The sequence below is a fragment of the Neobacillus sp. GCM10027624 genome, assembly GCF_042675345.1.
Lineage (GTDB): Bacteria > Bacillota > Bacilli > Bacillales > Cytobacillaceae > Neobacillus > Neobacillus cucumis_D.
The window spans coordinates 396,440-421,317 of the sequence record NZ_JBHTHD010000011.1; the positions used below are offsets into that span (position 1 = coordinate 396,440).

General features: G+C 33.2%; 34 protein-coding genes and 1 pseudogene. 25 read left to right on the plus strand and 10 right to left on the minus strand.

Annotated features, from left to right (window positions below):
- The first annotated feature begins 15 nt into the window (after positions 1-15).
- Positions 16-1,137: a YqgU-like beta propeller domain-containing protein gene (locus ACFQZ9_RS18190; RefSeq protein ID WP_498944819.1), complete on the plus strand. Its 1,122-nt coding sequence runs from the start codon at positions 16-18 to the stop codon at positions 1,135-1,137.
- Between the two features lie 89 nt (positions 1,138-1,226).
- Positions 1,227-1,541: an MTH1187 family thiamine-binding protein gene (locus ACFQZ9_RS18195; protein WP_198309186.1), complete on the plus strand. Its 315-nt coding sequence runs from the start codon at positions 1,227-1,229 to the stop codon at positions 1,539-1,541.
- A 40-nt stretch (positions 1,542-1,581) separates the two neighbouring features.
- Here ACFQZ9_RS18195 and ACFQZ9_RS18200 read toward each other — a convergent pair whose 3' ends face one another.
- Positions 1,582-1,758, minus strand: coding sequence for a DUF2759 domain-containing protein (locus ACFQZ9_RS18200; RefSeq protein ID WP_026572464.1), 177 nt, complete (start codon positions 1,756-1,758; stop codon positions 1,582-1,584).
- A gap of 248 nt (positions 1,759-2,006) precedes the next feature.
- On the opposite strand from ACFQZ9_RS18200, the gene ACFQZ9_RS18205 reads away from it, so the two are divergent.
- Both ACFQZ9_RS18205 and ACFQZ9_RS18210 read left to right on the plus strand, forming a co-directional pair.
- Positions 2,007-2,642, plus strand: coding sequence for an MBL fold metallo-hydrolase (locus ACFQZ9_RS18205; RefSeq protein ID WP_198309185.1), 636 nt, complete (start codon positions 2,007-2,009; stop codon positions 2,640-2,642).
- A gap of 153 nt (positions 2,643-2,795) precedes the next feature.
- Positions 2,796-3,881 carry a class I SAM-dependent methyltransferase gene (locus tag ACFQZ9_RS18210; RefSeq protein WP_498944820.1) on the plus strand — a complete coding sequence of 362 codons (1,086 nt, stop codon included), beginning with the start codon at positions 2,796-2,798 and terminating at the stop codon, positions 3,879-3,881.
- Between the two features lie 231 nt (positions 3,882-4,112).
- Here ACFQZ9_RS18210 and ACFQZ9_RS18215 read toward each other — a convergent pair whose 3' ends face one another.
- Positions 4,113-4,355 carry a DUF2626 domain-containing protein gene (locus ACFQZ9_RS18215; protein ID WP_198309183.1) on the minus strand — a complete coding sequence of 81 codons (243 nt, stop codon included), beginning with the start codon at positions 4,353-4,355 and terminating at the stop codon, positions 4,113-4,115.
- A gap of 84 nt (positions 4,356-4,439) precedes the next feature.
- Positions 4,440-5,135: a helix-turn-helix transcriptional regulator gene (locus ACFQZ9_RS18220; protein ID WP_198309182.1), complete on the minus strand. Its 696-nt coding sequence runs from the start codon at positions 5,133-5,135 to the stop codon at positions 4,440-4,442.
- A gap of 180 nt (positions 5,136-5,315) precedes the next feature.
- Between ACFQZ9_RS18220 and ACFQZ9_RS18225 the strand changes: the two genes are divergently transcribed.
- Entirely contained in the window at positions 5,316-6,191 is an 876-nt protein-coding gene (locus ACFQZ9_RS18225) for a tyrosine-type recombinase/integrase (protein ID WP_498944821.1), read from the plus strand.
- 300 nt (positions 6,192-6,491) lie between these two features.
- Entirely contained in the window at positions 6,492-6,617 is a 126-nt protein-coding gene (locus ACFQZ9_RS18230) for a hypothetical protein (RefSeq protein WP_498944822.1), read from the plus strand.
- Between the two features lie 190 nt (positions 6,618-6,807).
- Here the strand turns inward: ACFQZ9_RS18230 and ACFQZ9_RS18235 are convergent, their stop codons facing one another.
- A complete protein-coding gene (locus ACFQZ9_RS18235; protein WP_498944823.1) occupies positions 6,808-7,071 on the minus strand; it encodes a helix-turn-helix domain-containing protein in 264 nt (87 codons plus the stop codon).
- Between the two features lie 185 nt (positions 7,072-7,256).
- Here ACFQZ9_RS18235 and ACFQZ9_RS18240 point away from each other — a divergent pair, with 185 nt between their 5' ends.
- Entirely contained in the window at positions 7,257-7,460 is a 204-nt protein-coding gene (locus ACFQZ9_RS18240) for a hypothetical protein (RefSeq protein ID WP_498944824.1), read from the plus strand.
- 575 nt (positions 7,461-8,035) lie between these two features.
- On the opposite strand, the gene ACFQZ9_RS18245 is transcribed toward ACFQZ9_RS18240, so the two are convergent.
- Positions 8,036-8,371 carry a L,D-transpeptidase gene (locus tag ACFQZ9_RS18245; protein WP_498944825.1) on the minus strand — a complete coding sequence of 112 codons (336 nt, stop codon included), beginning with the start codon at positions 8,369-8,371 and terminating at the stop codon, positions 8,036-8,038.
- Positions 8,372-8,662: 291 nt separating this feature from the next.
- On the opposite strand from ACFQZ9_RS18245, the gene ACFQZ9_RS18250 reads away from it, so the two are divergent.
- From ACFQZ9_RS18250 to ACFQZ9_RS18315, 14 genes are all read left to right on the plus strand, one after another.
- A complete protein-coding gene (locus tag ACFQZ9_RS18250; RefSeq protein WP_498944826.1) occupies positions 8,663-9,589 on the plus strand; it encodes a hypothetical protein in 927 nt (308 codons plus the stop codon).
- A 469-nt stretch (positions 9,590-10,058) separates the two neighbouring features.
- Positions 10,059-10,724 carry a sigma factor-like helix-turn-helix DNA-binding protein gene (locus ACFQZ9_RS18255; protein ID WP_498944827.1) on the plus strand — a complete coding sequence of 222 codons (666 nt, stop codon included), beginning with the start codon at positions 10,059-10,061 and terminating at the stop codon, positions 10,722-10,724.
- A gap of 156 nt (positions 10,725-10,880) precedes the next feature.
- Entirely contained in the window at positions 10,881-11,216 is a 336-nt protein-coding gene (locus ACFQZ9_RS18260; RefSeq protein ID WP_498944828.1) for a hypothetical protein, read from the plus strand.
- 138 nt (positions 11,217-11,354) lie between these two features.
- Positions 11,355-11,552, plus strand: a complete 198-nt coding sequence (locus ACFQZ9_RS18265; protein WP_498944829.1) for a hypothetical protein — start codon at positions 11,355-11,357, stop codon at positions 11,550-11,552.
- Positions 11,553-11,612: 60 nt separating this feature from the next.
- Positions 11,613-12,170 carry an HNH endonuclease gene (locus tag ACFQZ9_RS18270; RefSeq protein WP_498944830.1) on the plus strand — a complete coding sequence of 186 codons (558 nt, stop codon included), beginning with the start codon at positions 11,613-11,615 and terminating at the stop codon, positions 12,168-12,170.
- Between the two features lie 112 nt (positions 12,171-12,282).
- Positions 12,283-12,849, plus strand: a complete 567-nt coding sequence (locus ACFQZ9_RS18275; protein ID WP_498944831.1) for a hypothetical protein — start codon at positions 12,283-12,285, stop codon at positions 12,847-12,849.
- Between the two features lie 113 nt (positions 12,850-12,962).
- The gene (locus ACFQZ9_RS18280) at positions 12,963-13,121 is read left to right on the plus strand and encodes a hypothetical protein (RefSeq protein ID WP_498944832.1); all 159 of its coding nucleotides are present in this window, start codon (positions 12,963-12,965) and stop codon (positions 13,119-13,121) included.
- A 116-nt stretch (positions 13,122-13,237) separates the two neighbouring features.
- Complete coding sequence (locus ACFQZ9_RS18285; protein ID WP_498944833.1) at positions 13,238-13,501, plus strand: hypothetical protein; 264 nt, start codon at positions 13,238-13,240, stop codon at positions 13,499-13,501.
- Positions 13,502-13,560: 59 nt separating this feature from the next.
- Complete coding sequence (locus tag ACFQZ9_RS18290; protein ID WP_498944834.1) at positions 13,561-13,722, plus strand: hypothetical protein; 162 nt, start codon at positions 13,561-13,563, stop codon at positions 13,720-13,722.
- 22 nt (positions 13,723-13,744) lie between these two features.
- Positions 13,745-14,185: an HNH endonuclease gene (locus ACFQZ9_RS18295; RefSeq protein ID WP_498944835.1), complete on the plus strand. Its 441-nt coding sequence runs from the start codon at positions 13,745-13,747 to the stop codon at positions 14,183-14,185.
- A 108-nt stretch (positions 14,186-14,293) separates the two neighbouring features.
- Positions 14,294-14,788 (plus strand): phage terminase small subunit P27 family, encoded by a 495-nt coding sequence (locus ACFQZ9_RS18300; RefSeq protein WP_498944836.1) that lies wholly within the window; start codon positions 14,294-14,296, stop codon positions 14,786-14,788.
- Positions 14,785-15,063 (plus strand): hypothetical protein, encoded by a 279-nt coding sequence (locus ACFQZ9_RS18305; protein ID WP_498944837.1) that lies wholly within the window; start codon positions 14,785-14,787, stop codon positions 15,061-15,063. The genes ACFQZ9_RS18300 and ACFQZ9_RS18305 overlap by 4 nt, the downstream gene beginning before the upstream one ends.
- Positions 15,064-15,176: 113 nt before the next feature.
- Positions 15,177-15,596: a hypothetical protein gene (locus ACFQZ9_RS18310; protein ID WP_498944839.1), complete on the plus strand. Its 420-nt coding sequence runs from the start codon at positions 15,177-15,179 to the stop codon at positions 15,594-15,596.
- A 100-nt stretch (positions 15,597-15,696) separates the two neighbouring features.
- Positions 15,697-15,861, plus strand: a complete 165-nt coding sequence (locus ACFQZ9_RS18315) for a hypothetical protein (protein ID WP_498944840.1) — start codon at positions 15,697-15,699, stop codon at positions 15,859-15,861.
- 417 nt (positions 15,862-16,278) lie between these two features.
- Here ACFQZ9_RS18315 and ACFQZ9_RS18320 read toward each other — a convergent pair whose 3' ends face one another.
- Positions 16,279-16,470: a Spo0E family sporulation regulatory protein-aspartic acid phosphatase gene (locus ACFQZ9_RS18320; protein WP_498944841.1), complete on the minus strand. Its 192-nt coding sequence runs from the start codon at positions 16,468-16,470 to the stop codon at positions 16,279-16,281.
- Between the two features lie 451 nt (positions 16,471-16,921).
- Here ACFQZ9_RS18320 and ACFQZ9_RS18325 point away from each other — a divergent pair.
- From ACFQZ9_RS18325 to ACFQZ9_RS18335, 3 genes and pseudogenes are all read left to right on the plus strand, one after another.
- Positions 16,922-17,125: pseudogene (locus tag ACFQZ9_RS18325) on the plus strand (ATP-dependent DNA ligase); the annotation flags it as partial.
- A 235-nt stretch (positions 17,126-17,360) separates the two neighbouring features.
- Positions 17,361-18,365 (plus strand): DUF3231 family protein, encoded by a 1,005-nt coding sequence (locus ACFQZ9_RS18330; protein WP_498944842.1) that lies wholly within the window; start codon positions 17,361-17,363, stop codon positions 18,363-18,365.
- 26 nt (positions 18,366-18,391) lie between these two features.
- Positions 18,392-18,847, plus strand: a complete 456-nt coding sequence (locus tag ACFQZ9_RS18335) for a hypothetical protein (RefSeq protein ID WP_498944843.1) — start codon at positions 18,392-18,394, stop codon at positions 18,845-18,847.
- A gap of 110 nt (positions 18,848-18,957) precedes the next feature.
- On the opposite strand, the gene ACFQZ9_RS18340 is transcribed toward ACFQZ9_RS18335, so the two are convergent.
- The 3 genes from ACFQZ9_RS18340 to ACFQZ9_RS18350 are packed head-to-tail and all read right to left on the minus strand — an operon-like array spanning position 18,958 to position 22,586.
- Positions 18,958-19,338: a DUF6262 family protein gene (locus ACFQZ9_RS18340; protein ID WP_498944844.1), complete on the minus strand. Its 381-nt coding sequence runs from the start codon at positions 19,336-19,338 to the stop codon at positions 18,958-18,960.
- A gap of 1 nt (position 19,339) precedes the next feature.
- Complete coding sequence (locus ACFQZ9_RS18345) at positions 19,340-21,448, minus strand: tyrosine-type recombinase/integrase (RefSeq protein ID WP_498944845.1); 2,109 nt, start codon at positions 21,446-21,448, stop codon at positions 19,340-19,342.
- A 10-nt stretch (positions 21,449-21,458) separates the two neighbouring features.
- Complete coding sequence (locus tag ACFQZ9_RS18350; RefSeq protein ID WP_498944846.1) at positions 21,459-22,586, minus strand: tyrosine-type recombinase/integrase; 1,128 nt, start codon at positions 22,584-22,586, stop codon at positions 21,459-21,461.
- Between the two features lie 216 nt (positions 22,587-22,802).
- Between ACFQZ9_RS18350 and ACFQZ9_RS18355 the strand changes: the two genes are divergently transcribed.
- The gene (locus tag ACFQZ9_RS18355; RefSeq protein WP_498944847.1) at positions 22,803-23,426 is read left to right on the plus strand and encodes an ATP-dependent DNA ligase; all 624 of its coding nucleotides are present in this window, start codon (positions 22,803-22,805) and stop codon (positions 23,424-23,426) included.
- 47 nt (positions 23,427-23,473) lie between these two features.
- Here ACFQZ9_RS18355 and ACFQZ9_RS18360 read toward each other — a convergent pair.
- Positions 23,474-24,825 (minus strand): IS3 family transposase gene (locus tag ACFQZ9_RS18360; RefSeq protein ID WP_498944848.1). Its coding sequence is split into 2 segments (ribosomal slippage): positions 23,474-24,375 and positions 24,375-24,825, totalling 1,353 coding nucleotides; the frame shifts between segments, so codons are not numbered across the junction.
- Positions 24,826-24,878: the final 53 nt, after the last annotated feature.

Consider the following 24,878-nt stretch of genomic DNA (forward strand, 5'->3'; position numbering starts at 1 on the left):
ATGGAGGGGTTTGGATTGATTCAATTTGAAAGACAAAAAGCGGTTCGATATATTTTTCCAATCATTTTGTTTCTTTCCCTCCTCCTTGGAGCATGTAATCTTCAAACGCAAAAAAGATCTAATCAAAATCCCGCCAAAAAAAATCTAACTAATTTCTCTGTAAAGGATTGGAAGCTCCCGCTTACTGTCTCGAAGGGTGAGTTTTTTAAGATCGCAGGCTGGATTTCCGAAAATCAAATCCTATACATTACGAATATTAAACAATCCTCAAATATTTATATTTATGATTTCTTAACGGGGAAAAGTAAGTTTGTTTTTAAAACAGATTCCCCAATTGTTAATGTTCAAATAAGTCCTTCTAAAAAGTACTTCTTAGTGCAGTCCTCCCCTTCCACCTATGAAGGTATGATTGAGATTATTAATCAAAAAGGGAAAGTATCTTGGAAACACTCCATGGCATCGTATGAATTAGAGTTTGAATGGAATCCCTATGACGAGTCAAAAATCCTTGTTTCAAACTTTAATGAAGACTGGACCTTTAAACTTTTTCTAATTGAAATGAAGCGTTCAAAAATGAAAGAGATTTCTGTGCTCCAGCCTTTTCTTCAATGGGTAAATCGAGACGAGATTGCCTATTTAAAATGGGATGAGAAAAAATCAACACTATCTGCACCTCTAGTTTTTAAGGGCTTGGAGGATGGAGAGGAAAGGCCTGTGTTCCCTGGTGTGTTTCATTTTACCGTGTTCCCTGATTTGCTTTTAACCATCGAAGCGAAGGATAAAACAAACTCGACATATACGTTTTTTGACAAAAAATTAAAGCGTATTTTCTCATTTTCCATTCCACAGCTTACCAACTATTCAGATTGGGTCGTGCCCAATTATGATTATATCGAAAATAAAAAGGAATTTATTGCTTTTAGTCCATTAGAAAGTACCGAGGCTGACTCGTATACAGAGGGGTTTAATCTTGTTACGTATAATTTTAAGGATGGGAAGCACCAGTTAATCCTCACTGGGTTGGACGATGCCCCACTAAGTTGTTCACCATTGGGGAATACCTGCTTATACGGGAACAGCTTTGAAAAGCTGATTGATCTAAAAACCAAAAAAATTTACGATTTGCTGAAAGAATGACTGTAAAGAGTCATTCTTTTTTTCTTACTTTGCCAGGTATGATAAAATCACACTGTACCAAAAATTAATAGACCAAGCAGGTGATCAGGATGGCAATTGTTGATGTTACTGTCATTCCACTGGGGACTGAAACACCCAGTGTGAGTAAATATGTGGCTAGTGTACAAAAGGTATTAAAAAGATATGAGGCAGAAGGGAAAATTCATTATCAGTTGACCCCTATGAATACGATTATTGAAGGGGACCTGCCCGTTTTATTTGAAGTGATTCAGGCGATGCACGAAGCTCCATTTTCAGAGGGGATTCAGCGGGTAGCAACAAATATCCGTGTGGATGACCGCAGGGATGTAAAAAGAAGCATGGAGTATAAGGTAGATAAAGTAAATAGCCTTTTACAAGATTAATAAAAAAGACTGCCTAAAGGGCAGTCTTCTCTATATTGTCTTAGTGCGTTCCAGTCGGAATTCCGTGGTGAATGATGGTCATGACTACAAACCAGCCAAAGACCAAGAATGAAGCGACTCCCCAAAATGCAGCTAATAAATTTTTATTTTTTAGTGCACGAAGTCCAGCAAAAAAAGCAAGGATGGTTACTAAAGCAAAGATAATAACTAAACCCATGAACAAATCCCCCTTTATTGGTTATTTACCAGGCAGTATGCCTAACATTTTAAAATAGTTATGTAAGAATATTATATACATTCGTTTCCTATTTTATAGTTTTTTCATTCGTTTGTCGAGGGCAAAAAAGAGACAACTTTATGTTCGAGGTTTTAAATTGGTATTAAGAATATCGTTCGTTTCTTTATCTACAATTAAAGAATAGTGTAAAATGTTATTATTGCATTTATTAACTGGAGGTATACAAAATGAAGTGGTCGCAAATCCCCTTAGGGGTTCTGCAAACAAACTGTTACATAGTGGAAAATCCTGATCAAACATGTCTTATTTTTGACCCAGGTAGTGAAGGGAAAAAGTTGATTAATTGGTTGACCAAGCGTGAATTAAAGCCGGCGGCCATTTTCCTGACTCATGCACATTTTGACCATATTGGGGCAGTAGATGAGGTAAGGGATTTTTTTAAAATTCCTGTTTATGTTCATGAGGAGGAAGAAGAGTGGCTTAGTGATCCAAAATTAAATGGTTCAAAATTCTTTATGATGAAGGAAAGCGTTAACGCGAAACCTGCTGAGTTTATTTTGAAAAAGGAAGAAGATATAAAAATAGCTGGTTTTGAATTTAAACTGTTTGAAACTCCAGGCCATTCACCGGGCAGTGTTTCTTATTATTTTGAAAATGACGGTTTTGTCGTTTCTGGAGATGCCTTATTTAAAGGGAGCATTGGTCGAACAGATCTGCCAAAGGGAAATCAAGCACAGCTTTTAAAAAGCATTCACGATAAGTTGTTATTTTTACCGGAGGAGACAGTGGTCTTACCGGGGCATGGTCCTGAAACCACTATTATCGAAGAGATGGATAGCAATCCTTTTTTAAATGGTTTTTGATTACTCAAATAGAAAAGCCCTTCTCACGAGGAGAAGGGCTTTTCGGGGGATGTTCTATTCATATAATGGGAGGGGATATAGTTAAGCTACTGACTTAACAATAATATATAGTAAACACTATGTCAATAGTGGAAAATCAAAAAGGAGCAAAAGATGATTACATATTTAAAAAAAATCATTTCGGAATCACCCAATCATTATATTTCCTATGCAGATTTCATCAGTGCAGCCCTTTATCATTCCGATTTTGGCTACTATATGAAAGAAAAGGTGAAAATCGGGCGCAATGGTGATTTTATCACAACCAGCAATATTTCAGATGTTTATGGCCGGCTTTTTGCAAAATGGTTTTCAAAAATATATAAGCAATATGAATTACCGGCTGTATTTTGTGAAATTGGGGCAGGAAACGGCCGCTTTGCTAACGCTTTTTTAACGGAATGGTATAAATCAGTTCAAATTCCCATTGAATATATGATTGTCGAAAGCAGCCCATATCATAGGAAATTACAAAAAGAGCTTTTCGGTTCTGCCTTCTCTGTTACCCAGTTAGAAACGCTCGATGAAATTAGAGGCTTTGCAGGAATGATTTTTTCAAATGAGCTTTTCGATGCACTTCCTGTCCATGTAATCGAGAGGGAGAATGGCAGAATTTTCGAAGTGATGATTGGAATTGAAAATAATAAATTGTTTGAGAAAAGGGTTCCGTTATCGAATCAGGAAATTGTTCAGTTTTTATCAGAGAATAAATTGGAGTTAAAGGAGAAACAACGGTTTGAAGTTCCTCTAGCAATGGAAAAAATGATTGGGGATATTTCGAAATTTATTACAAAGGGTCTTGTTGTCAGTGCTGACTATGGTTATACCAATCAGGAATGGATGCAGCCTGCGAGATCTAGGGGGAGTTTACGGGGATACCATCAGCATCAAATGCTCGATAATATTTTGCAGCATCCCGGGGAAATCGATATTACAACACATATTCAATTTGATCAGCTTATTCAACAGGGGGAAAATGTTGGCCTGAATTTTGTTACGATGCTTAGGCAGGATGAATTTTTATTAAAAGCAGGCATTCTTGAAGAATTACAAAGTCATTTTGATCCTAACCCATTTTCTGAACAAAGCAAGCGGAACCGGGCAATACGAAGTTTAATTATGCCATCGGGGATAAGTTCCTATTTTCATGTGATTATTCAACAAAAAGGTTTGAACGTAGATTTTACGAGAATATTTTAAAGAAAGGCACTGTTAAACTAGTTGTTGATTTCCGCTCCAGGCACTTCGCTTTCCGTGGGCGGTTCGGGGAGCCTCCTCGTCGCTTCGCTCCTGTGGGGTCTCCCCTGCCCCGTACTCCCACAGGAGTCTTCGTGCCTTCCGCTCCAATCAACGTTGTTCAAAAATCAACATTCTCCTTTATCATAGCCTAAAGAAAAAAACACTGGAGGCATTCCCAGTGTTTTTTATTTCTTATTCTGCTGCACCTAGAGGCATCATGAAAGTTGACCAATAAGTGAAACCTGCAAAGAAAATGGTTAAATATGCTCCGAAAACGTACATGTACATACGTTCGGAAAGTTTTAGATAGCTGAGCAGAACGAAGAAACCTGTTTGGGCTAAAAATAACATTGCCGTTTTATCCAGATCTCCTAAATAAAACATAACGGTAAAAATACCCGTCCAGAAACCCAATACTCTGAACATGCGATCCATATGTATCCCTCCTTTTACCCTACGAATACCATCATTACAATATTATAAGGTAAAAGTTAGGGTAATGTAAATAATGGTTTGGTATTAGTTTGTGACAAATGCTTGGTAGGAACATGTTTCACAGCCATTAAACATATTCTCTTTTTCAATCAAATCGACGGAAGAGAATAAGACCTCAAACATCCCCTTAAGAAATTCACGATGCATACTGCAAACGGTTTCGTGTTCCTCTGCCACTTCTTTAAAAGGGCAATTATAAATCTGAAAATAGATTTTGGTTTGATCCCCGTTCACATCAAATTCCGGATAAAAGCCTGCAAGTGTTGAAGCACTCTTTAATATATTTAGCTTTTCGTTAAAATCTAATTCATCACCGAAAGATCTTTTTGCCATTTCTTGTTCTATAATTTCAGTTCCAAAACGTTTTCCTGTTATATATAATGCTTTTTTTCCTTCCTCACCAAGTGTAAGCATGGTTTGAATGGCTACTTTGGATAACAGCATATAATCGCGGAATGGAAAATGCAGTTGAATCACATCATCTGATAAGCGGTATAACCGGCTAGGACGGCCGCCCTTACCTGTTTTCTTTGTTTCAGAAATTAACATGTTCACATCTTCCAGCTTGGAGAGATGCAATCTTGCCACATTGGGATGGATATTAAAATTTTCAGCGACCTCTTGGACAGTTACCTCTTGGTGCCTTTTTGTAATGTATTGATAAATATAATAACGCGTTGGATCTGATAAAACATTTGTTATTTTTAACGTTTGTTCCATCTGGTTTCACCTCGAACCCCCATAATTTACACTCATTATAATACAGCGATACTAACATGGGAATGAGGTTAACAACATAAACACTATAAGTTTAGAAAATGTTCACAAAAACCTTGGTGTTATGCGGTTTTCACAGAATTGTGCTATTCAAGTTAATAATATTGGAGATGAGATGGTACAATGAAAGATTTAGCAGAAGAGTACTTATTAGTATGTGAAGCAGATGGTTACACCGAACAAACAATATATCAAAAAAGGGCACTTTTGAATCAATTTTTTAAGTACTGTAACCAAAACGAAATAGAGGACATTGAAGAAATAACTTCTGCTTTTTTACGTAAATGGATAATTGATGAAAAGAAAAGATGTAAAGCTAATACCATTAATGGTAAAATTCAACATATTCGTCCATTCTTTAATTGGCTTATGGAGGAAGAGATTATTGATAAAAATCCTTGGGCTAAAATAAAGCTTTTGAAATCACCACAGCCAATAATTCCAGCGTATGATAAGGACGATATTTACAAAATGTTGGATTATTGGAAGGGTAATAAATTTATACCTGTTCGCAATCGCACTATTATAACGATACTCGCTGAAACTGGAATTCGAAACTCAGAAATGAGGAAAATTAAACTTGATGACATAGGGGAAAATGCCATTAGGATATTAGGAAAAGGTAACAAGGTTAGATATGTACCAATAAGCAAGGTATTAAAGTTGCAGCTAACTAAGTATCTGAGGATACGGAAGGTTTATATGGATGGATATGAGTCTGATCTGTTATTTGTTAGCAGGTACAGAAGGGAAGTAACAAGATTTGCATTAGTCAAGATGATAAGAGAAATGGGGGAAGCATTAGATATCGACGTAGCAAACACCATTCATAACTTTAGACGGTTCTACATTCAAAACATGATTGAAAAGGTTGATATCTATACACTCTCAAAGACGGTTGGTCACTCGAAAATTCAAACTACGCAAATTTATTTGGAATCAATTGCTGATAAGAGAACATTGGAAAGAGCATCTAAACATAGTCCATTATCAACATAGGATAAGCTATTAACACGCCTCACCAGACTTATATATTTCAATTCTCAGGTGATTTAGATTAAATAGACGTACAATACCTGAAACGCCCTTATATCAATCTGAATAGACAAATAAGCAGTCTACAAAATAAAGAGCTACTATTCATTTAGTCGGCTCTTTTTGTTCGTCTTCAACACATTTAGAACTCCTTAATCTATTCTTAACATTATTTACCTTCTAAAAAAGACAGTTTGTCCAATCATTTTTATTCCCTTCTTAATAATTTATATAAAGTGAGTGTTAACAAAAATTAAGGAGTGATTGGTAATATGGGAAGTTCAAGTAGGTCAAGCTCAAGCAATTCCTGCTCAAGTAAGTCCAGTTGTAGTAGATGTAAAGGATGTGTATGCAGACAACTCAGAAAATTACAAGCAGGTACTGAAGTAGATTTATTTTTAAAAGGCGGAACAGTAATCGAGGATACCAAGTTCGTTAGCTTCGATAAAAATACTTGTTGTGCATTCTTCTGTGATAGTGAGGCAGAACCTGGAGTCATCGTTGTCGATTGTAGACAAATTGTAGGATTCCGTTTTGAAGCTGCTGAATCATAAGATATAAAAAATAGGGACGATGCCATTTAGTGAGCATCGTCTTTTTGTTTATCCTCTTCATCTATAAGTATAAGTAAATCGCTTAATTCAATTTCTAAGACATCACATACTTTACCCAATGTGTCCCGTTGATATTGTTTTGTGTCATCATTGTATAACCTTCTAAGGGTTTCAAACTTTAGTTCTCCATCTTTACCATACTTTTCTGTAGACATGTTTGCTAATTGCCTAATAGATATTTTTCGTTCATTCAGAATTTTTTTTAGTTCTGATTTAACGGTTTTAACCAAAATATATCACTCCTTCATCTTGATTAGAGTATAACAAAAATTGACTACAAAATGTAGTTGAATGTTATTGACAACGAGTTGTGGTCGATTTATAATGGAACTAACGACTACGATGTGTAGTCAAAATTACATCTTAGAATCGACTCCCAGGACTAAAAAATAAAATTCAAAGGGAGAGATAGCTAATGACAACTCAAACAAAAACATTAATGCAAGGGGAAGCAAAATTAAATCTAATGGCTTTTACAGATAACGTTCAAAGGTTCCAAAATTTAATCAATAAAGATACCCTTATTGATGCTAAATTAAGCATTTTAACATGTGAAGGTGAAGTAGTAGCAATTGATGTTAGTGAATTATTACAATTGCAATTTGAAGCGGCTGAATGATGAAGTAATTTTATAAAAATACAAAAGGACTCCCTGTTTTTGGGAGTCTAATTGCAGTAGTAACCTATCAGAGATAGAAAAGTTATTTATAATTATACAATCGGTTGCAATAAGATACAATTCTTATTTTTTTGACTTCATTAGGATTTTCACATGGAAATATCTAATTTCTGGTGTTTTTCCATTGTTTAAAACGAAAAGAACTCCAATAAGGAGTCCCATTCAGTAGCAATTTATCTCGGAAAATCAGGGGTAATTTAATAATACCAATTTTAACCATGTAAAAAAGAGGAAAAGGAACTAAGCTTTGCTGGTTCAATTTATCTAAAATTAAAATAAATTTAGAGAACGTATTTGCCAAATCGAAATAAATGGCTACAATTAAGCATAGGCGTACTATTTTCATAAACACAAATAAGACAATCCTAATAAAGGCTTTGTCTGCTTTTTCAACGCATATTTTGTTCATTGATAATTTAATAGTCTATCGTCCTATAAGGATATTATATAGACAGTTTAATGAAAAATCAATCCAAAAATTAAAAAAAGAAAAATTGGAATGGAAAAATTGGCTTTCATTTATGAATGAAAACTTGAGTCCCTATTGGAACTTGAGATGATAATTCTAGAACATCATGGTTAAACATTCTAATACATCCATGTGAAACATTCTTACCTATAGAAGATGGATTATTTGTTCCGTGTATACCGTAATGAGGTTTTGACAATCCCATCCAAAGCACTCCAAATGGTCCACCAGGGTGAGGATCCTTGTTGATAATTGTGTATGTTCCTGTAGGCGTTGGTGACAATATTTTTCCAATTGCAACTGGGTAAGTTTTTAAAAGTCTGTGACGATCAAAAAGTTTCAATTGATGTTTTGATGTTGATACGTCAATCCATTTCGCCAAGAAATATCACTCCATTGTTTTTTTGATTAATGTATGACGTGACTCAGGGTTTTGTTAATTAATAGGGATAATGCATTACAAATAAAATGTCGCTTTTAATTAAGGAATTGTCATTTCTAATAAAAGCAAATTTTTATCAAGGATTTAATCAAATAAAAGCAACATTTTAAGCGACTTGAAAGGGGGTGTAAAGGTGGAAAAGGACTTTGTAATTTTTTCGCAAACTATGGCAGGATTCATGATGCTAAACGGTTGTAAGTTAAATGAATTAAACGGAAGGGGAAAATGAAAATGAAATACGAACAAATTGAAGAATTATTGGAATACCAAGAAAAAGAATCAAAAATCTTTATGCCAAATGAAATATATGAAGAATTAAAAGGGGCTATCCCTGATAGTCCGCATATTGCATTCGCTTATTCCTATACATACCTTGCTACATGGATTTACAGATATGCTAAACACATCTCACCAACTGAAGGATTCATTGACAATGGGAGGATGAAAGAAATGTTGGGTTACAATCCAACTTATAAGAAATTAGATTATCTGATTAAGAAAAATGGAGTGCTAGATCAAATGGGTTATACCGAAACAGTGAAAGATTTTCCTACATTATGGTCATTTGAAGATGGTGAATTAGATTTTACAATGTACAGTGAATTTAAAGAGGAATTGAGTCATTTAATCTTGTCGAGGAAGTTTTCCGTTAAGTTACCTGTTAAAGCCATTCACAGATACGATAAAGAAGTCTTAGACGGTACATATTATGAATTTGAAAACACTCATTGTATTCCTTTTGAAGTTTTCATTTTCTGTATGAGTAAAGACAAAATTGGAACAACTGGTTTTTACTTATATTCCTATATCAAGAGAATGAACGATATCTTTCCTAACGGATGGGATGTACCAATTTACAAACTTGCAAAGGTATCAGGAATTCCAGCTTCAACATTAGAAAGATACATGGATGAATTGAGAAGATATAACATGATAACTGTTACATACAATCAAGAGGTTTTTACATTGGCAATGAGATTAGAAGAAAGGAAAGCTTGTACATATCAAATAAATGATTTTGAGTATTTTACCAGCAGTCCGCAAAAAATCCAGAAAATGAAAGTTGTAACAACAAAGGATTACTTTAAGGGTAGTGAAGACCAGGTATATATTTGGGGAAAGAAAACGGACATTGCAGAAGAATTATTACCATATTAAATTGAAATTCGAATAAGTTACATTTTGACCATACATATAATATATAGTCTATATATTTAATATTAAATCAAATTATTAAATCTATATTAAATATATCCCCAATATATAACTTATTCAGTTAGTTGTTTATGTTTACCTATGATTTACGAATAATTAAATTTAAAAACGGATTCATCTGAATCAACGTTCGTGTTTCGATTAAATTGAACGTTAAATTAATTACAATCGTTCGTGTTTTGTGCTATAATTAATAATGAAAGGGGAGATTTAAATGTAATGTAAAAGGCATTGTTTTCAAGTTTAATATTTATTTTCATCTTAGATTGCACCATGTATCCAAATGGGAGTATGGATCAAGTGTGCTGAACAACGAGTTGACCACAAAAACGGAGATTAAAAGGAGAGTTCGTAATGAACAAGTTAGTAAAAATCAAAAATAAACTAATAATCAGAATGGGAGATGTTATTTATGAATCAAATCAAAACTTTAAAGGACTATATTGTTGAGTATCAAAATGGAAATGAAGAAGTATTAAATAAACTTATCGGGCTTAGAGAAACAAAAGAAAAGAATAACAATGGTGATATTGATACTGTTTACCGTTTAAGATTTGCTGATAAAGCATTACATAATATTTATTTAGATATTTTACATAAACATACTTACATTGATGGGAAAGACATTGATTCTTATGTATTAGCTGGAATTACAAAATTACTTGATAAAGTTGATACAACCAAAGAACCACAACAAATTATTAAATGGTTTAGACAACGGCTTAATGGACTTGTTCAAAATGAAATTGATTCAGAGAACAAAAAGTATCATGATAATATCCTTCATGATCCAGCTAAGAATGATAATTACAGTGAAGATGATGAACAATTTGATAAAACTCGTTTAGATCAAGCTGTTATTGAACAATACAAATTAATTAATGATACTTCAGGATACAAGGAGTTTATTGAATTCGTTGGTGGGATTGAAAGAATTTTGTCCGCGCATCAAAGAAAGGTATATCAATTATTACATAATGAAGAGTTAACACAATCCGATATCGCTGCTGAACTTGGTTGTTCCCAGGAAAATATTAGTCAGCATGTTAAAGCCATTAATAATCGGATCAAAAAGTAATATTTAAATTATCGTACATACAAAGCATTGAGCAGTAAGCCGGATACATATCAGAAGATTAAGAGCTTCTTAGATAACTATAATCAAATAATTAAATTTGATGTTACAGACAGCTTTGATTATTACAACTATGTTTTAGAATTTGTGAAGGATGAAGTGGTTAAAAATCAATCCACAATGGAGATGGACTTTTATAAGCCTGAACAAGATATTTACGATTACTTTAACCGTAACAAAGAAAGTTATATTGACACTGTGGTTGATGTTATCATTGACAGGTGTAATAAGCCTACATACATGATTATCAAGGCTCTATCCGAAAAGATGGAACCGAGAATAAAGGATAATGCACAAGATAAATTTGTAATTGATGTTATTAAGGTTTTCAATCAATACATAAGCGATATTCAAAAAGTTATACATAATGCAAATGGATATTTAGTGGAAAATGGTTTAGATAACAGAAATAAAGTATTTTACAAAGTATCGTAAATGGTGATATAATTAAATATTTGAATAAATTATACTTATACATAAAGTGAATTAAATATGAGAGGATATGATATTCTCTCCTTCTCCCATCTAAGCACCTGAAAAGGTGTCTATTTTTTTATTGGGAGTTAATAATTTATGAAGATTAATTTTAAGGAACTTGATTATATTGATAAGCTCAAGGTATTTCAGGCTTTAAATGACTACAATCAGAGTACCATGGGGGAGAAGTTATCGATTAGTCAAAGCCTATATAACTTGATTATAAAAAGAAAACATAAGCCTTCATTTGAAGTGCAGCAAAAGATAAATAAATTAATAAAAGAATTCCAATGAGCATCGGATTAATTCCGGTGCTTTTTTGCGTTTTAGAGAAAATTTTAAGGGGGAAGTAAAATGCAGAAAGAGTTAAATTATGAAGAATTGAAAGCGAATGGGGAAATGACACCAATTCCTGGGTTCAGTCCTGAAATGTATCTTTGCCATTGTCCCAGTGGAAATGTTTATTCCATAGTATCGGCCAAATGGTTATTGCAAGGAAATCCACGGGGAACAGGTGACAATGGACAATATTTAATGACAAGTCTTAGAGATTCAGAGGGTAATTACCATCCAATGTATTTACATGAAATTGTAATGTCTAGTTACATGGGAATGAAGAAAGCAGATTGGAGAGCAATGGGGTTAGAAGTGGATCACATTTCTAAGGACACAAAGGATTGTTCAATTGGAAATCTAAGACTGGCTACAAGTGCTGCTAATAAGAAAAATTCAAGTGACCGACATTGGAATAAGATTAGATTGACTAAGGATACTGCTGTCCAGCTTAGAGAAGATTTTAATCAATGGACTGGTAGCAAGGTTGAATGGTATTTGATGAAGGGGCAGGAACTTGGGGTTACAGCTAGGTCAATACAAAATGTTATTTTAGGAAATACATACAAAATTGTTTAAGATAAATGCATAACTTATATAATTAATTACATACTTTTACATAATACTCCAACTTTCTCCCTATTATTCTCAAAATATGGTAGAATACAGGAAGAAATGGGGGCAGGATTAAATGAATAACAATGAACAAAAAATTAATGAATTAACAAACAATATAGGGAGTTTACAATCAAATTTGGATATGTTAAAGGATACTGTTTTCTATAACATGAATGTTGTATGGGTTGTACTAGGTGTTATTACTGCCGCTATTGGAGCATCTTTATACATAATCGTAAAACAAATGGTTATTTCAAAAGTTGATAAAGAAATGGAAAAAATCAAATCGGACTTAAAGGAATCTGTGTTTCAATTTCAAGAATTCCCTGTCACATTGGTTAATGGATGGAAATTTCAAGAAAAATTAACTTATTCTTTTGATCTTCTTGATAATGTCTTAATACACGGGCTTATTGATGGAGGTATAATTTCAGATGGAACCGTTATAGGAAATATTATTAAAAATATTAGTCCAACTGAAGATAAAACATTTGGAGTATTTTATGAAAAAGGTAATGAATGGTATCCTTGCGTTTTAACAATAAATACTAAAGGGCAATTAATAATTAACGGTTGTAGAGGAAACACAATACTAATTAGTAATATTTCATACAAACAAAAGTATAGAAAATTTATGTAAGGCACTCGTTCATTCGGGTGTCTTTTTCTATTTTGTTTAATTTTTGAAATAATATAATATTGCAGGATTATCTCCAATCATCTAGAAGTATATGGGTGAAGGGAGGTGCTAAGATGAGATCCGTTAAGATTGTTAAAGAAAGTAACATCGATTTATTAGAGGGTAAAATAAATGATGTTTTGACTTCAAATGTGAAAAGAGAACTATTTGATATTAAAATTCAAACAATTGATAATAATACGATAGTTGCGATTATTATTTTTAATAACTAATCTAGTATAGGCAGTTCCTTCGGGGACTGTTTTTACTTTGTCGAAAACTTAATATTTCATAATTCTTCCAAGGAACATAGGTTTGTAGTATGCTAGTCCTATGGGAGGTGAGAATTATGAACAAATTTCAAGTTAATATTGGTTTAAACAATGGAAAAGAATACTCCTTTTTTGCTTTTAAAGAAACTCAAAAAGAAGTATTCAATGCAATTAGTAATCAAGTTAATGATCAGTGGTATTCGTTTATTGATTTAAATGGTTTAAATGTACGCTGGGTTAATAAAAATGAAATTGCAAGTATTAGTGTTTCATTGACACCTGAACAAATGGAAAAACATCAAGATGATATTGATGAAAAGGAAAAAAGCATAAATAAGTAATGTTTTAAGGCATTCGTTAATTACGAGTGTCTTTTTATTTTGTACTGGAGGAATGATAATTGACTGGATTAATAATTGGAATTGTTTTGATGATATTTGGATTATTCATTGTAGCCGTTACTTTAGATGGAATTGATAAAAAATTTCAGTACCAAATTGACCAACTTAAAAAGGAAAATAAACGATTAAGAGATAAGCTGTTTCAATCGAATAGATATTAAATGGATATAAAGGTGATAAGTAATGGCATTACTAAAAGCCTGCAGTAAATGTGGTGAAGTAATAGAACAAGGTAATGGTTCAATGTGTGATAGGTGTGCAAGTAAAGCTAAGACAAGACACACTGACTATGACGAGACCAGGAGGAATAAGGAATCATCTAGTGTGTACAACTGTAAGCAGTGGAGAGATGTCCGACACTTGGTTAAGGTAAGAGACTTGTATATGTGTTTGCTTTGTTATAGTAATGAGCGGATTAAGTCAGTACAAACAGTCCATCATATTATCCCTGTTGAAGATGACGTTAATCGAAAATATATTTATAATCCAAACAATTTGATTAGTGTCTGTTCAAGCTGCCATCAACAAATACATGCAATCTATGAAATTAATAATGTAAGAAAATTACAATTACAAAATGAGTTAAGAGAAATAATTTCAAAAGGAGTAGTAGGGGAGGGGTAAAAAACTTTTTTAAAAAAGACAATACACCCCCGACGTCCCCTTTTGTAGCAAAATCTCCTCACGAAAAATCTATTTGACCCAATATTTGACAGAACAGGAGGTGTAGATATGGCAGGTCAAAAACAACCCATTAGCTTAATTGTGAATAATGGAAAATCACACATGACAAAAGAAGAAATTGAACGTAGGAAAGCTGAAGAAATCAAAAATAATGTGGATAAAATTAAACCGCCTTCACACCTTCCTGCAAAGTTGAAAAAGGAATTTAAGAAAATAGCAACGGAATTAATTCGTGTTGAGATCATGTCTAATTTAGATGTTGATGCTTTATCCAGATACTTGATTGCACAGGATGAATGGCTTAAATGTTATCAAGCTTTAAATGAAATGTCACCTACTGCTTATGATGAAAATGGAAACTTAATTGCCAATGAGCATTACGATAAATTGTCTAAAATGACTGAACGATTTTTCAAACAAGCAAGGACTGCTGCTACAGATTTAGGTTTAACTATTTCCTCACGATGCAAATTAGTTGTTCCTCAACCCAAAGAAACCAAACCACCAAGCAAGTTTGACAAATTCGGTGGTGGTAAGAAGTGACACAAAGGGCAATTCAATATGCTTTAGACGTTGTAGAGGGCAGACTGCACCACAAAATCAATAAATACAAAGAATACTATGAGAATGGGTATTGGGAAGGGGCAGAAAGGTTATTAATCATTGGTAAGATTAACATGAAATTAGATATTGATGATTACCCTTTTATAATAAAACAGATTAGATGTATTGATGATTTAAAGGAACTCATTCAGCAATATAAGATAAAGAAACAGAGTAAGCCTAAAAGTAATATCAAATATTTACCAAAGGAATGAAACAAAACGACTCTATTGTAAGTATAAACAGTACGATGGCAATATATTTAAAGGGGATATAACAATGAAGAAGATAATTTTATTATTCGCTGCAATTGCTTTACTAACAGCATGTGGTAATCAAGAAACTAAAAACAGAGCAAAAGGATACACCAGTAGTTAAAACAGCTCAAGAAAAGAAAGATGAACCTACACAGCAGGAATTAAATGATAAGCTAAAATCTGAAGCAGTTCAAGCTGATTTTGTAGAATTAAATGTTGATAATCCACCATTGAGAAAGAAAGTTTACATTGATGGTAAAGTATCAGTTTTAACAAAAGGAGTACTAGATGAATTTACAATAACATCAAAAGAAGGTAATGGATACGGAATGTATCATGTCACATTATTTAATACAACTGATACTAAATATTCAGAAGGTGACCAAGTTAGAATTTATGGTACTGTTGGTGGACTAAATTCAGGTAAAGAAGTAGGAAAAGACGATTCAGGTATGATAATGATTATAGCAACGATAATTGAAAAGAAATAATTCTAGGTACAATAAAATAATTGTACAACTGATGTTGGCTAACAAGGAATGTTCCTGTCTCTGTCGTATATAATTATTAAAACGAGAAGGAGGGATTTCTATGAGAAATGATCCAGGTGGAGGAAGAGTGAAATTTACTGGTATTAATCCTGGTGGCTATCGTTTAGGTGATCCACCCGTGGGAATGACAGGTACTAAGCCAGGTGGTTCACCAAGACCGGGTGGTTTTCCAATGAGTTATGCAGAACCAAAGCCAGGTGTATAGAATGTTTGAAGCATCCAATTGGGTGCTTTTTTATTCGGGGGATAAAATTAATGGCTGGCAAATCACTAAAACCATGCAGCTATCCAAGCCGTTCAAACCTAAACAGAGAGTAAGTGCGGAATATTTAATGAAAAGTGTAAAGTAAATAAAAAAAGCGTCAATAATGACGCTTTACAAGAGAGTGAAAAATATGCTTGCCTACAGTAGTTTATGTAATGGTCTTCAAAATTGAAATGGACTAATGTGGAACAAATAAAAAAAAAGCGTCATATTGACGCTTTCAATTAGAGTAAGGTTGTGGTATGAACTAATAATTTATTTTATGTAAATAAGAAAATAAGGAAAGGGACAAGTGCGTACAATAAAATATTTTAAGATATTAAAAAGTCAGGAAACTCCTAACTAAAGCTCTATACTTCAAGAAACATTACTAATTTTATTTTTATTAGAAAAATGCTTCATGTGTAGATTTAGGACGGAATCTAATTCTTGGCTGCATCTTAATGTTTCATAGCTATTAATACCAGTACCATTGGCAAGGTTAATCATTTTCTTTTTCAATTGGTCTATTTGGTTCAATAGCAACAATTCAAACAAATCTTCATTCATAATAGGTAAAAACTCCTAGTAAAAATTAATAATAAAAAACACACAAAACCCATTATAGAGAAAATTTCTGATAAATAAAATAACTTCGACAAAAGGTGTCAAAAAACAACAAGAAGTTAATGCTGCTTAACGGATATAAAGACAATAAATGAGTTACTTACTAACGAGGGTTGAATAACGTTTTGTTAAAATTTTACAGCTTAAAATATCACTCTTTTTTGAATGTATATTTTTGGAAGTTATAGCCAATATTATTTTTAGCCAGGTCACCTAAACCTTGGTTCCTACTTTAAAAATCCATCCTTAACCAATTTAACAAAAAAACTGCAACCAATAAGGTTAAGGATGGAGTTCACTTCTTTTTATTTCACCAAATGGTAAATGATTTACATTTAATTACCACCAAATCTTGAAAAATTCTCATGGTACAATTTATCATGAGGTGTTTAAAATGTTTATTTCACCAATGTTACTACACAAAATTGATCATCCATTTGACGATGATAACTATATAACTGAATTAAAGCTTGATGGATTTCGTACCATTTGGACTAAGTTTGAAAATAAAGTAAGAATATATACTCGTCATAATAACGAAATTACATCTAAATTTCCTGAATTGATAAACCTTCCTATCCCAGATGGTACGGTTTTATCAATACCTAAATCGTAAAAAGCCATAAAAAATAAAGGGTGAAACATATTATACATGGCTAATATGTTTCACCCTTTTAATTCTTGTTCAACAAATGCGCCCGATTGCGGAATACTTTAAAATCCGAAAGTTCTGCAAAAATGTCTCTTTCAGTTATTTTATTAAAATTACCCTTTAGTACAAAAAAATTCATATTTATTGCCAAATTATCAAATAATACCTTAGAGGTGATAATGTGAATGAGAATAATTTAAAGCTCACATCTTCTGAAATAGGAACACTGTGGGGAGAATATGTAAACGGAACCATGGCAGATGTGGTAAATAGATATATGGTTTCTATTATTGAGGACGAGTCCATTAAAGCTATTTTTGACGATGCTATTAAGACGTTCGAAAAACAAAAGCAACAAATCATAACTTTTATGGCGAACGATGGATTTCCAGTTCCAATTGGGTTTACTGAATCTGACCTCTTTAAAGGTAAACAGAGATTGTTCACAGATATATTTTGCCTAAATTATTTACATATCATGACATTACATGGGTTGCTAGGGCACAGCACTGCATTAGGTGTTTCTGTTCGAAAAGACTTAAGGGATTTTTACGATTCATGCGATAACGATGCGAAAAGGATGTATCATCAAACAATTGAGTTATTACTTGAGAAAGGAAGTTTTCAGAGAGACCCTTTATTTTATCCTGCCAAGAACCCCGAATTTATTACTAGCCAAGATTTCACAGATGGATTTTTCGGAAAAGGGAGAAGTTTAACTGCGATAGAGATCATCAGTATCTCTTTAAACCTTAAAAAGAGTATTATGGCTAAAACTCTTTCTATTGCATTCAGTCAAGTTGCTCAAACAAAAGAAGTAAGAAAGTTTTTTACGGATTCTGAGAAAACGGCTGATCAACAAATAAAAGACTTTACAAAAATCATGCAGACGGATAATTTACCAGTTCCAAAATCTTGGGAAACAGAAGTGACAAATTCAACGGATTCTCCATTTTCCGATAAGTTAATGTTGTATCATATTGGTTTCTTATACCAAGCTGCACAAAACTATCATGGAGCAGGGTTAGCAGCAGCCATGAGAACGGACCTTGTAGCGACTTATGAAGGGATCATTTTAAAAAATCTACTGGTTACAAAAAAATGGTTTGATTTGATGGTACAAAATAAATGGTTAGAACAACCACCACTTGCTCCTAATAGAGAAGAAATTGCAAAAGAAGTGTAATAAAACAATTATTAGGGTTTAGTTAATTGAATAAGAGCACATTTGAAAAACTCATGTGGAGCATCGCACTTCCTGGATTTGGACAATTTTTAAACGGACAGTATTTTAAAGGTACAGTTTTATTGGGACTTGAATTTTTGATTAATGTACAAGCCAATTTTAATCAGGTCATACTTCTAAGTTTTCATGGAGAAATTGTTGATGCAATAAAATATGCAGATTATCGGTGGTTGATGTTCTATCCTTGTTTGTACTTTTTTTCTATATGGGATTCGGTGAAGGATGCAGGCGGAGGGAAAGATCCCTATTCTTTTCTTCCTTATGTGTTCGCAGCGTTTTTTGTAACTGTTGGATTGATTTTTTCCTCAAACTTTACGATATTTGGAGTGTTATTGGGTCCTGTTTGGCTCCCAATGTCATTTGTTTTTCCTGGAATAATAATTGGATTAATTATTAGAAAAACCTTAAATAAAACATCTTAAAAACCATCCTAAACTATATACTTTTTTAGAGGATGGTTTTTATGTGAATAAGCAAGGAGTATTTCACTAAATGGCCCTTTAATTGATCAAGAAAGGGAGGGTGCCTGAACTTATATCTTCTTGTAGACTTCTGCATACGCTACCTTTAATTGGTCCCGTAAATCCTTGTTCTCATGATCTAATCGCTTAACTTTCCGCTTTAAAGAATCGATTATCGCGTCTTTATTATTTTCATTCATTTCATACTTAACCTGCTTTGCAGAAGGGCTTTTTATCTGCTGCTTACGTAGTGTTTCAATTCGCTCACGTAATGTCGCATTATTATATAGCGTAGCCTTTGCCACTCCGGCCTCACTGGCCACACTATTAAAATTAATACCTTGATTGGCTCTAACGAGCCTTTTAATAGCCTCATCTACTTTACTCATGGTAATTGCTTTCCTACTTTCGTGAATTTGCTTTAGGTGTTTTTTGCGGTCATATGTGGCCATATTATACCCCTTGCTTACGTTTTATTCTTTCAATTCGTCCAAAGATTATATTTCCTTGTTTAATAGTATTATAAATATCCTGAAGTCTATCTAAATTCTTCTGGTTTTTTTGTGCAATTTCCTCACGTCCATACTGTTTGGCTACTTCCACCATTTTTGATGTAGATTGTATGTGAAATTCATATTTTGCTACATCCATCTCTGAAAGACCTACCGCTAGGTCTTTACAAGGACTTCCACCATTACACGTTAAGCAAGGAGGTTCCTCCGCATATGGGCAATTTCCGTTCAATCTTGCCCTACATGATCCGTAAGGATTATCTATTGCAGTTAACTTGTGGTTTAGCCAAAGCATTTCCTTGATTTCTTCTGGCATCTCTTCATTTTTATTAAGTTCATAAATATTCCCGTTTAAATCGAAACTAAAAACTCCGTCAGTAACAGCCTTTTCATATGCTTTACGCTTTGTTTCATCCAAAAGTTTAGCATAAACCATTGTCATCTCAGGTGACGAGTGGGCGAGTAATTCTTGCACTGTGAAAATATCGGTACCGTTATTTAACAGTTTTATTGCATAGGTATGTCGGAATTGATGCATTTTAAAATGAAATAGGTTACCAAGTTCGTCGGTTATATTTTTTCTTCTAGCTAGGAGATTCAACTGGTCAGAAACCCATCCTTGTTCATATGCTTTCCCTAGCCTTTTGCCCCTATATCTAACAAAAATAAATTTTTCAGGATTATTATCTTTTTTGCTGCGTTTTTTCGCATTATCTATTAAAACTGCAATTATGTTTGCTAATTCTTCATCGATTGGAACCATGTGTCCTTTTATATATGTTTTCTCTATGTCTGTTACAATGCTGTATTTCCCATTTAGTAAAACCAAACAGTTTTGCTTTAAACCTAAAACATCAGATATTCTCAAACCTGTTTTAAATGCAATCCACACAATTGGCTGAACTTCTTTATGTAGAGCGTCTAGGTTATTAAATAACTGTTCCAGTACAAACTCAGGTATGTAATCGATGGTTTCATGCGATTTTTTTACTTTCCTGGGTTTATCGCCTGGCATAATCAAAAGATCGACAGGTAAATTTGGAGCCATGTGACTGTTGTTATAAAAGTGCAAGTCTCTAATAAATTGATTTACAGCGGTAAGTGATTGACGCTTGTATCTATTTGGATTTGCATCTTTTCTGGTTTGTCCTTTTACATATTTACTTAGCCAGTCAATATACCCTTCAATATGTTGTCTACCAAGCTGTTTTAAATCTTTCCAAGTAGGTTCCATGTCAGATACATAATTAAGAAATTTTCCTATCCAACCCACATAAGTTCTAGCTGTAGACCACGAAAAATTATTTTGTGCTAAAATTCTTTGTTTAAAATAGGACTTTACTGCTTTTCTATAATAAGGGTTATCAATTGTAGAAAAGTTTACTAAATACTCATTTTTACTGGGATTATATTCTATGTCATACTTCTTTCTTAATATCCTAATATCCCAAATATCTTTTTCCCATTCATCTCGATCGTCGAAGACAGCTGAAATACCCTCATAAAATCGGCTCAAAAACATAAAAATCGGAGATTTTATTTGATAAACCTTGTCTGATACCTCTTTCCATTCATTCTTTATTGTTTTAAAATTGTTTTTTTCTAACCATGCTCCCCATCTTTCATTTAAGACAGAAAATTCTACTGATAGTATTGATTCAATATTAGGAAACTCTTCATCAATAAAAGTTTCTAGGTTTGTCATGTAATTAGAAGGGCCGGTCATAAAAGTCCCTAGCGCCCATTCGGTAGTAAATAATTTTTTTATACAAAAATATTTTAATTCTAATTTAAGATTTTCATTTTTGGTCTTAAAATTTATATTTACTTTTAATCCGTTATACTTCTGAAAATCAATGATAAAGTTCGAGATTGTCCCAAAAGTCCTTATATTCCAGATGTCCGTATCTACAAAATAGTTAATGATTTCATCTATGTGGTTGAAGGGGGGAACTTCGACTAAATTTTCGTGAATGATCTTAGAAATATGCTGTCGAAAAATACGATTATAATCGTCTGTAATGTAATTAAGAATGTGCTGATCTGTCATATATGAATACTTAAGCCTCCGTTGGGTGTACAATAAATGAACTTTTTGCTTTTTCCCAATTCTCACGAATTTCATCTTCTGAGGGATGTAAATATAAATTTGCTGTTGTCTGAATATGTGCATGACCTAAACGTTCTTGGACTTGTTTAAGGTCATTGGTCTGTTTATAAAACATGGTTGCGTGTGTATGACGTAGTAAATGAGGGTGAATTTTGGGCATACCAGTTTTTTTTCGTAAACGTTTAAATAATGAGGAGACGTCTTGGTAATTCATAGGTTTTCCAACATTAGCACCACGAATTTTGATGAAGACAAAATTGGTATCTAATTCTAGCTCATCTAGCACCTCGTATAAATAATCATCATACAAATCCATTAATTCTTGAGAAACATAAATTTCTCTTTCACCAGTTTTTAACTTTGCTCCATTTTCTAATTCTCCACGATCAACCAGCAGAATTCTATGTCCTTTACTATGGTCAAATATAAAATCTTCCAAAAACAGAGACAACACTTCTCCGATACGTAATCCTGTTTCAAATAATAATTGAATTAACAACTTATCGCGGATATTTTTCGTTGTTTCAATAAGCTGCTGAACTTCGTCTTTAAGTAAAACAGTAAGTCTTTTTTTCGGTTCTTTTAATTTAAGTATGTTTTTGTTAACAGGCTTACCTTTATTGACGTGGAAAAGAAAATCTTTAAATTTGTTCCTCCCCCCTGAGAAAACTTGTTTAAATGTAGGGTCAACTATATTGTTGCTGATAGTGTTATTACGGAAAAGGTAGTCGTAAAAATTTAAAATAACAGTGATTGTTAAATTGATTGTTTTTTCCGTTTTTTTTGCTTTAGGGGGATGTATTGATGATATTCTAATGTTTTGATAAGGATTTCTTAACCATCCAATAAATTCTACAAAATCTTCTAAACAAATAGCTTTGTAGTCTTTGGTATTATCCTGTAAAAATACAAAGTAGTGTTTTAAAGCATAACAATATGTTTTTTGTGTATTGCTGCTTTTCTCTGTAATGTCCAAGTACTTTAAATACTTCACAACAGGTATTACCGGGAATCCATGTTGATCAATTAGCATGTATCGCTTCCTTCGACCTTCTAAGATAACTTCTTGAACTCTCAAAAATAATTTCCCCTCCTGTTTTTTAACGCTCGGTCTAACGACCTCACTGCGCCTCTCGCTGTGGGCTACGCCCTCGTAAAAAAATATAATATTTTAAACATAATATACAAGATTAATTTAGTATAGATATTCAGTATATTAATAGATAGAAAAGAGGATAAAACGTTATATATTAAACATATCATCCAGTAATTATTATAGTATAGTTAAACTATCTTGGATGGAGAGATTATAGTTACTGACAATCAAGGTAAACCAGATTTTGAAGCTGTAATGGAAAGATTTATGTCGAGTAAATCGGGGCTTGAAATTTCTTATAGTGTTTTTGATATTATATATTGTAACGGTACTAAGATATCCAACTTACCTTTACTGGAACGTAAAGAATTACTTGAAGAAGTCATACCTGAAGATAGTAAATTACTAAATAAAGTACAGTGGGTTGAGGGTAATGCTAATCAGTATTTCGAATTAATAAAGCAGCACCAACTTGAGGGAATAGTTCAAAAGAAAGCCGACTCTAAGTACCAAATCAATAAACGTTCAAGTGATTGGCTTAAGGTTATTAATTATCACTATCAAGATGTTTATGTTTCAGGGGTAAGAAAAGATGAGTTTGGATTACTTCTTAACTTTGAGAATGGCAAATATGCTGGATTAATGGAGTTTATGCCTATCCCAAATCGTAAAGAATTTTATAAACAGTATAGGGACTATTTTATAGAAGAAAATGATAAATTCATTTATCTTGATCCAAAAATCAAGCTTAAAGTTAAATATAGGAATTTAACGAAAAAGGGACTTCTTAGAATCCCTAGTTTCGTTGAATGGGTTAGTTAGAGTGGCTGGAATGAAGTGACCCCAAAAAGTTAGACATGGTTATTTTTTTAGGCGGCTTGGGCATGAGTACGGTATTGTACCGGGCTCATGCCCTTTAATTTTGTTTTAATCCGTTTGTTATTGTAATAATCTATGTATTTTGCTAGTTCCTGTTTAAAGTGTTCTACACTTTCAAATTCATTTAAATATAAGAATTCAGACTTCATAATACCAAAAAAGTTTTCAATAACCGCATTGTCGTAACAGTTACCCTTACGGGACATACTTTGTGTAATGTTTCTCTTTTGAAGTGCATCACGGTAGTGCCACATTTGATAATGCCAACCTTGATCGGAGTGGAGGATTAGCTTGTCTGTGTCTTTTAACCGTTCAAATGATTTCTCCAGCATTTGTGATACTAAAGAATATGTTGGCCTAGAGCCTAGTGTATAGGTAATAATCTCCCCATTATATAAATCGAGAATAGGAGATAAATAGAGTTTCTCACCAAACAATTTAAATTCAGTAATATCTGTCACCCACTTCTCATTTGGCTTGTTCGCTTTGAAATTACGCTCTAGAATGTTAGATGCAATCTTTCCAACTGTTCCTTTGTACGAGCGATATTTTTTCATGCGAACCAACGATTTTAATCCAAGTTCTTTCATAATACGCTGAACTTTTTTATGGTTTACTTGGTGCCCACGATTTATCAGTTCATCACGAATACGACGGTAACCATAACGGCCTTTGTGTTCGTCAAAAATAGATTGAATTAATTCTTTCAACTCGGCATTTGAATCAGGACGATTAAGATTTTTCACCCAATAATAATAGGTGCTGCGGGGAATCCCCGCGACCTGGATAAGTGATTTCACCGGAAATTCATGCCTTAATTCAAAGACTACTTGCGCTTTGTCTTGTTTGGTGATTTTTCCTTGTTTTGAACTAAGGCATTCAACTTTTTTAAATAAGCATTTTCCATACGTAACCGTTCATTTTCAGCCTGTAATGCTTCTAGCGAACCTTCAGTTGGCTTTGTAGTTTTTTTCTGGTTTTCATTTTTCATGGATAGACGCCCCTTTTTCTTTGATTCAAGGGCGTGTATTCCTTGGTTTCTCCATAGATAATCCCATCTCCATAAAGTTGAATCACTAGGCAAACAGAAACGAGCAGCTGTATCAAAGATAGACGTCCCATGATCGTTCATGTATTGAATTATATTTAGTTTATCTTGTACAGAAAAGTTTGTATAGCGTCTCTTAAAGGCTTCTTCTCCATGATATTCATAAAGTCTAATCCAATATTGTAAACGAGCTGTAACAACCCCAAACTTTCTAGCTAATTCACTTTGACTTATTCCATGTTTAAAATAGTATCTTACAGCTTTTAATTTATCTTTTTCTGTAAATTTAGTCATAAAAAAGCACCCCAGATTTTAGAATGTGTCTAAAATTTGGGGTGCAGTTCAGA

Bases quoted from the DNA above. Each gene is read 5' to 3' on its own strand.
- ACFQZ9_RS18215 (WP_198309183.1), bottom strand. From the start codon at position 4,355: ATGGATCGCATGTTCAGAGTATTGGGTTTCTGGACGGGTATTTTTACC.
- ACFQZ9_RS18320 (WP_498944841.1), bottom strand. From the start codon at position 16,470: ATGAATGAAGATTTGTTTGAATTGTTGCTATTGAACCAAATAGACCAA.
- ACFQZ9_RS18315 (WP_498944840.1), top strand. From the start codon at position 15,697: ATGAGAAATGATCCAGGTGGAGGAAGAGTGAAATTTACTGGTATTAAT.
- ACFQZ9_RS18270 (WP_498944830.1), top strand. From the start codon at position 11,613: ATGCAGAAAGAGTTAAATTATGAAGAATTGAAAGCGAATGGGGAAATG.
- ACFQZ9_RS18240 (WP_498944824.1), top strand. From the start codon at position 7,257: ATGACAACTCAAACAAAAACATTAATGCAAGGGGAAGCAAAATTAAAT.
- ACFQZ9_RS18225 (WP_498944821.1), top strand. From the start codon at position 5,316: ATGAAAGATTTAGCAGAAGAGTACTTATTAGTATGTGAAGCAGATGGT.
- ACFQZ9_RS18200 (WP_026572464.1), bottom strand. From the start codon at position 1,758: ATGGGTTTAGTTATTATCTTTGCTTTAGTAACCATCCTTGCTTTTTTT.
- ACFQZ9_RS18205 (WP_198309185.1), top strand. From the start codon at position 2,007: ATGAAGTGGTCGCAAATCCCCTTAGGGGTTCTGCAAACAAACTGTTAC.
- ACFQZ9_RS18280 (WP_498944832.1), top strand. From the start codon at position 12,963: ATGAGATCCGTTAAGATTGTTAAAGAAAGTAACATCGATTTATTAGAG.
- ACFQZ9_RS18300 (WP_498944836.1), top strand. From the start codon at position 14,294: ATGGCAGGTCAAAAACAACCCATTAGCTTAATTGTGAATAATGGAAAA.
- ACFQZ9_RS18250 (WP_498944826.1), top strand. From the start codon at position 8,663: ATGAAATACGAACAAATTGAAGAATTATTGGAATACCAAGAAAAAGAA.
- ACFQZ9_RS18285 (WP_498944833.1), top strand. From the start codon at position 13,238: ATGAACAAATTTCAAGTTAATATTGGTTTAAACAATGGAAAAGAATAC.
- ACFQZ9_RS18295 (WP_498944835.1), top strand. From the start codon at position 13,745: ATGGCATTACTAAAAGCCTGCAGTAAATGTGGTGAAGTAATAGAACAA.
- ACFQZ9_RS18265 (WP_498944829.1), top strand. From the start codon at position 11,355: ATGAAGATTAATTTTAAGGAACTTGATTATATTGATAAGCTCAAGGTA.
- ACFQZ9_RS18210 (WP_498944820.1), top strand. From the start codon at position 2,796: ATGATTACATATTTAAAAAAAATCATTTCGGAATCACCCAATCATTAT.
- ACFQZ9_RS18340 (WP_498944844.1), bottom strand. From the start codon at position 19,338: ATGGCCACATATGACCGCAAAAAACACCTAAAGCAAATTCACGAAAGT.
- ACFQZ9_RS18220 (WP_198309182.1), bottom strand. From the start codon at position 5,135: ATGGAACAAACGTTAAAAATAACAAATGTTTTATCAGATCCAACGCGT.
- ACFQZ9_RS18255 (WP_498944827.1), top strand. From the start codon at position 10,059: ATGAATCAAATCAAAACTTTAAAGGACTATATTGTTGAGTATCAAAAT.
- ACFQZ9_RS18195 (WP_198309186.1), top strand. From the start codon at position 1,227: ATGGCAATTGTTGATGTTACTGTCATTCCACTGGGGACTGAAACACCC.
- ACFQZ9_RS18275 (WP_498944831.1), top strand. From the start codon at position 12,283: ATGAATAACAATGAACAAAAAATTAATGAATTAACAAACAATATAGGG.
- ACFQZ9_RS18345 (WP_498944845.1), bottom strand. From the start codon at position 21,448: ATGACAGATCAGCACATTCTTAATTACATTACAGACGATTATAATCGT.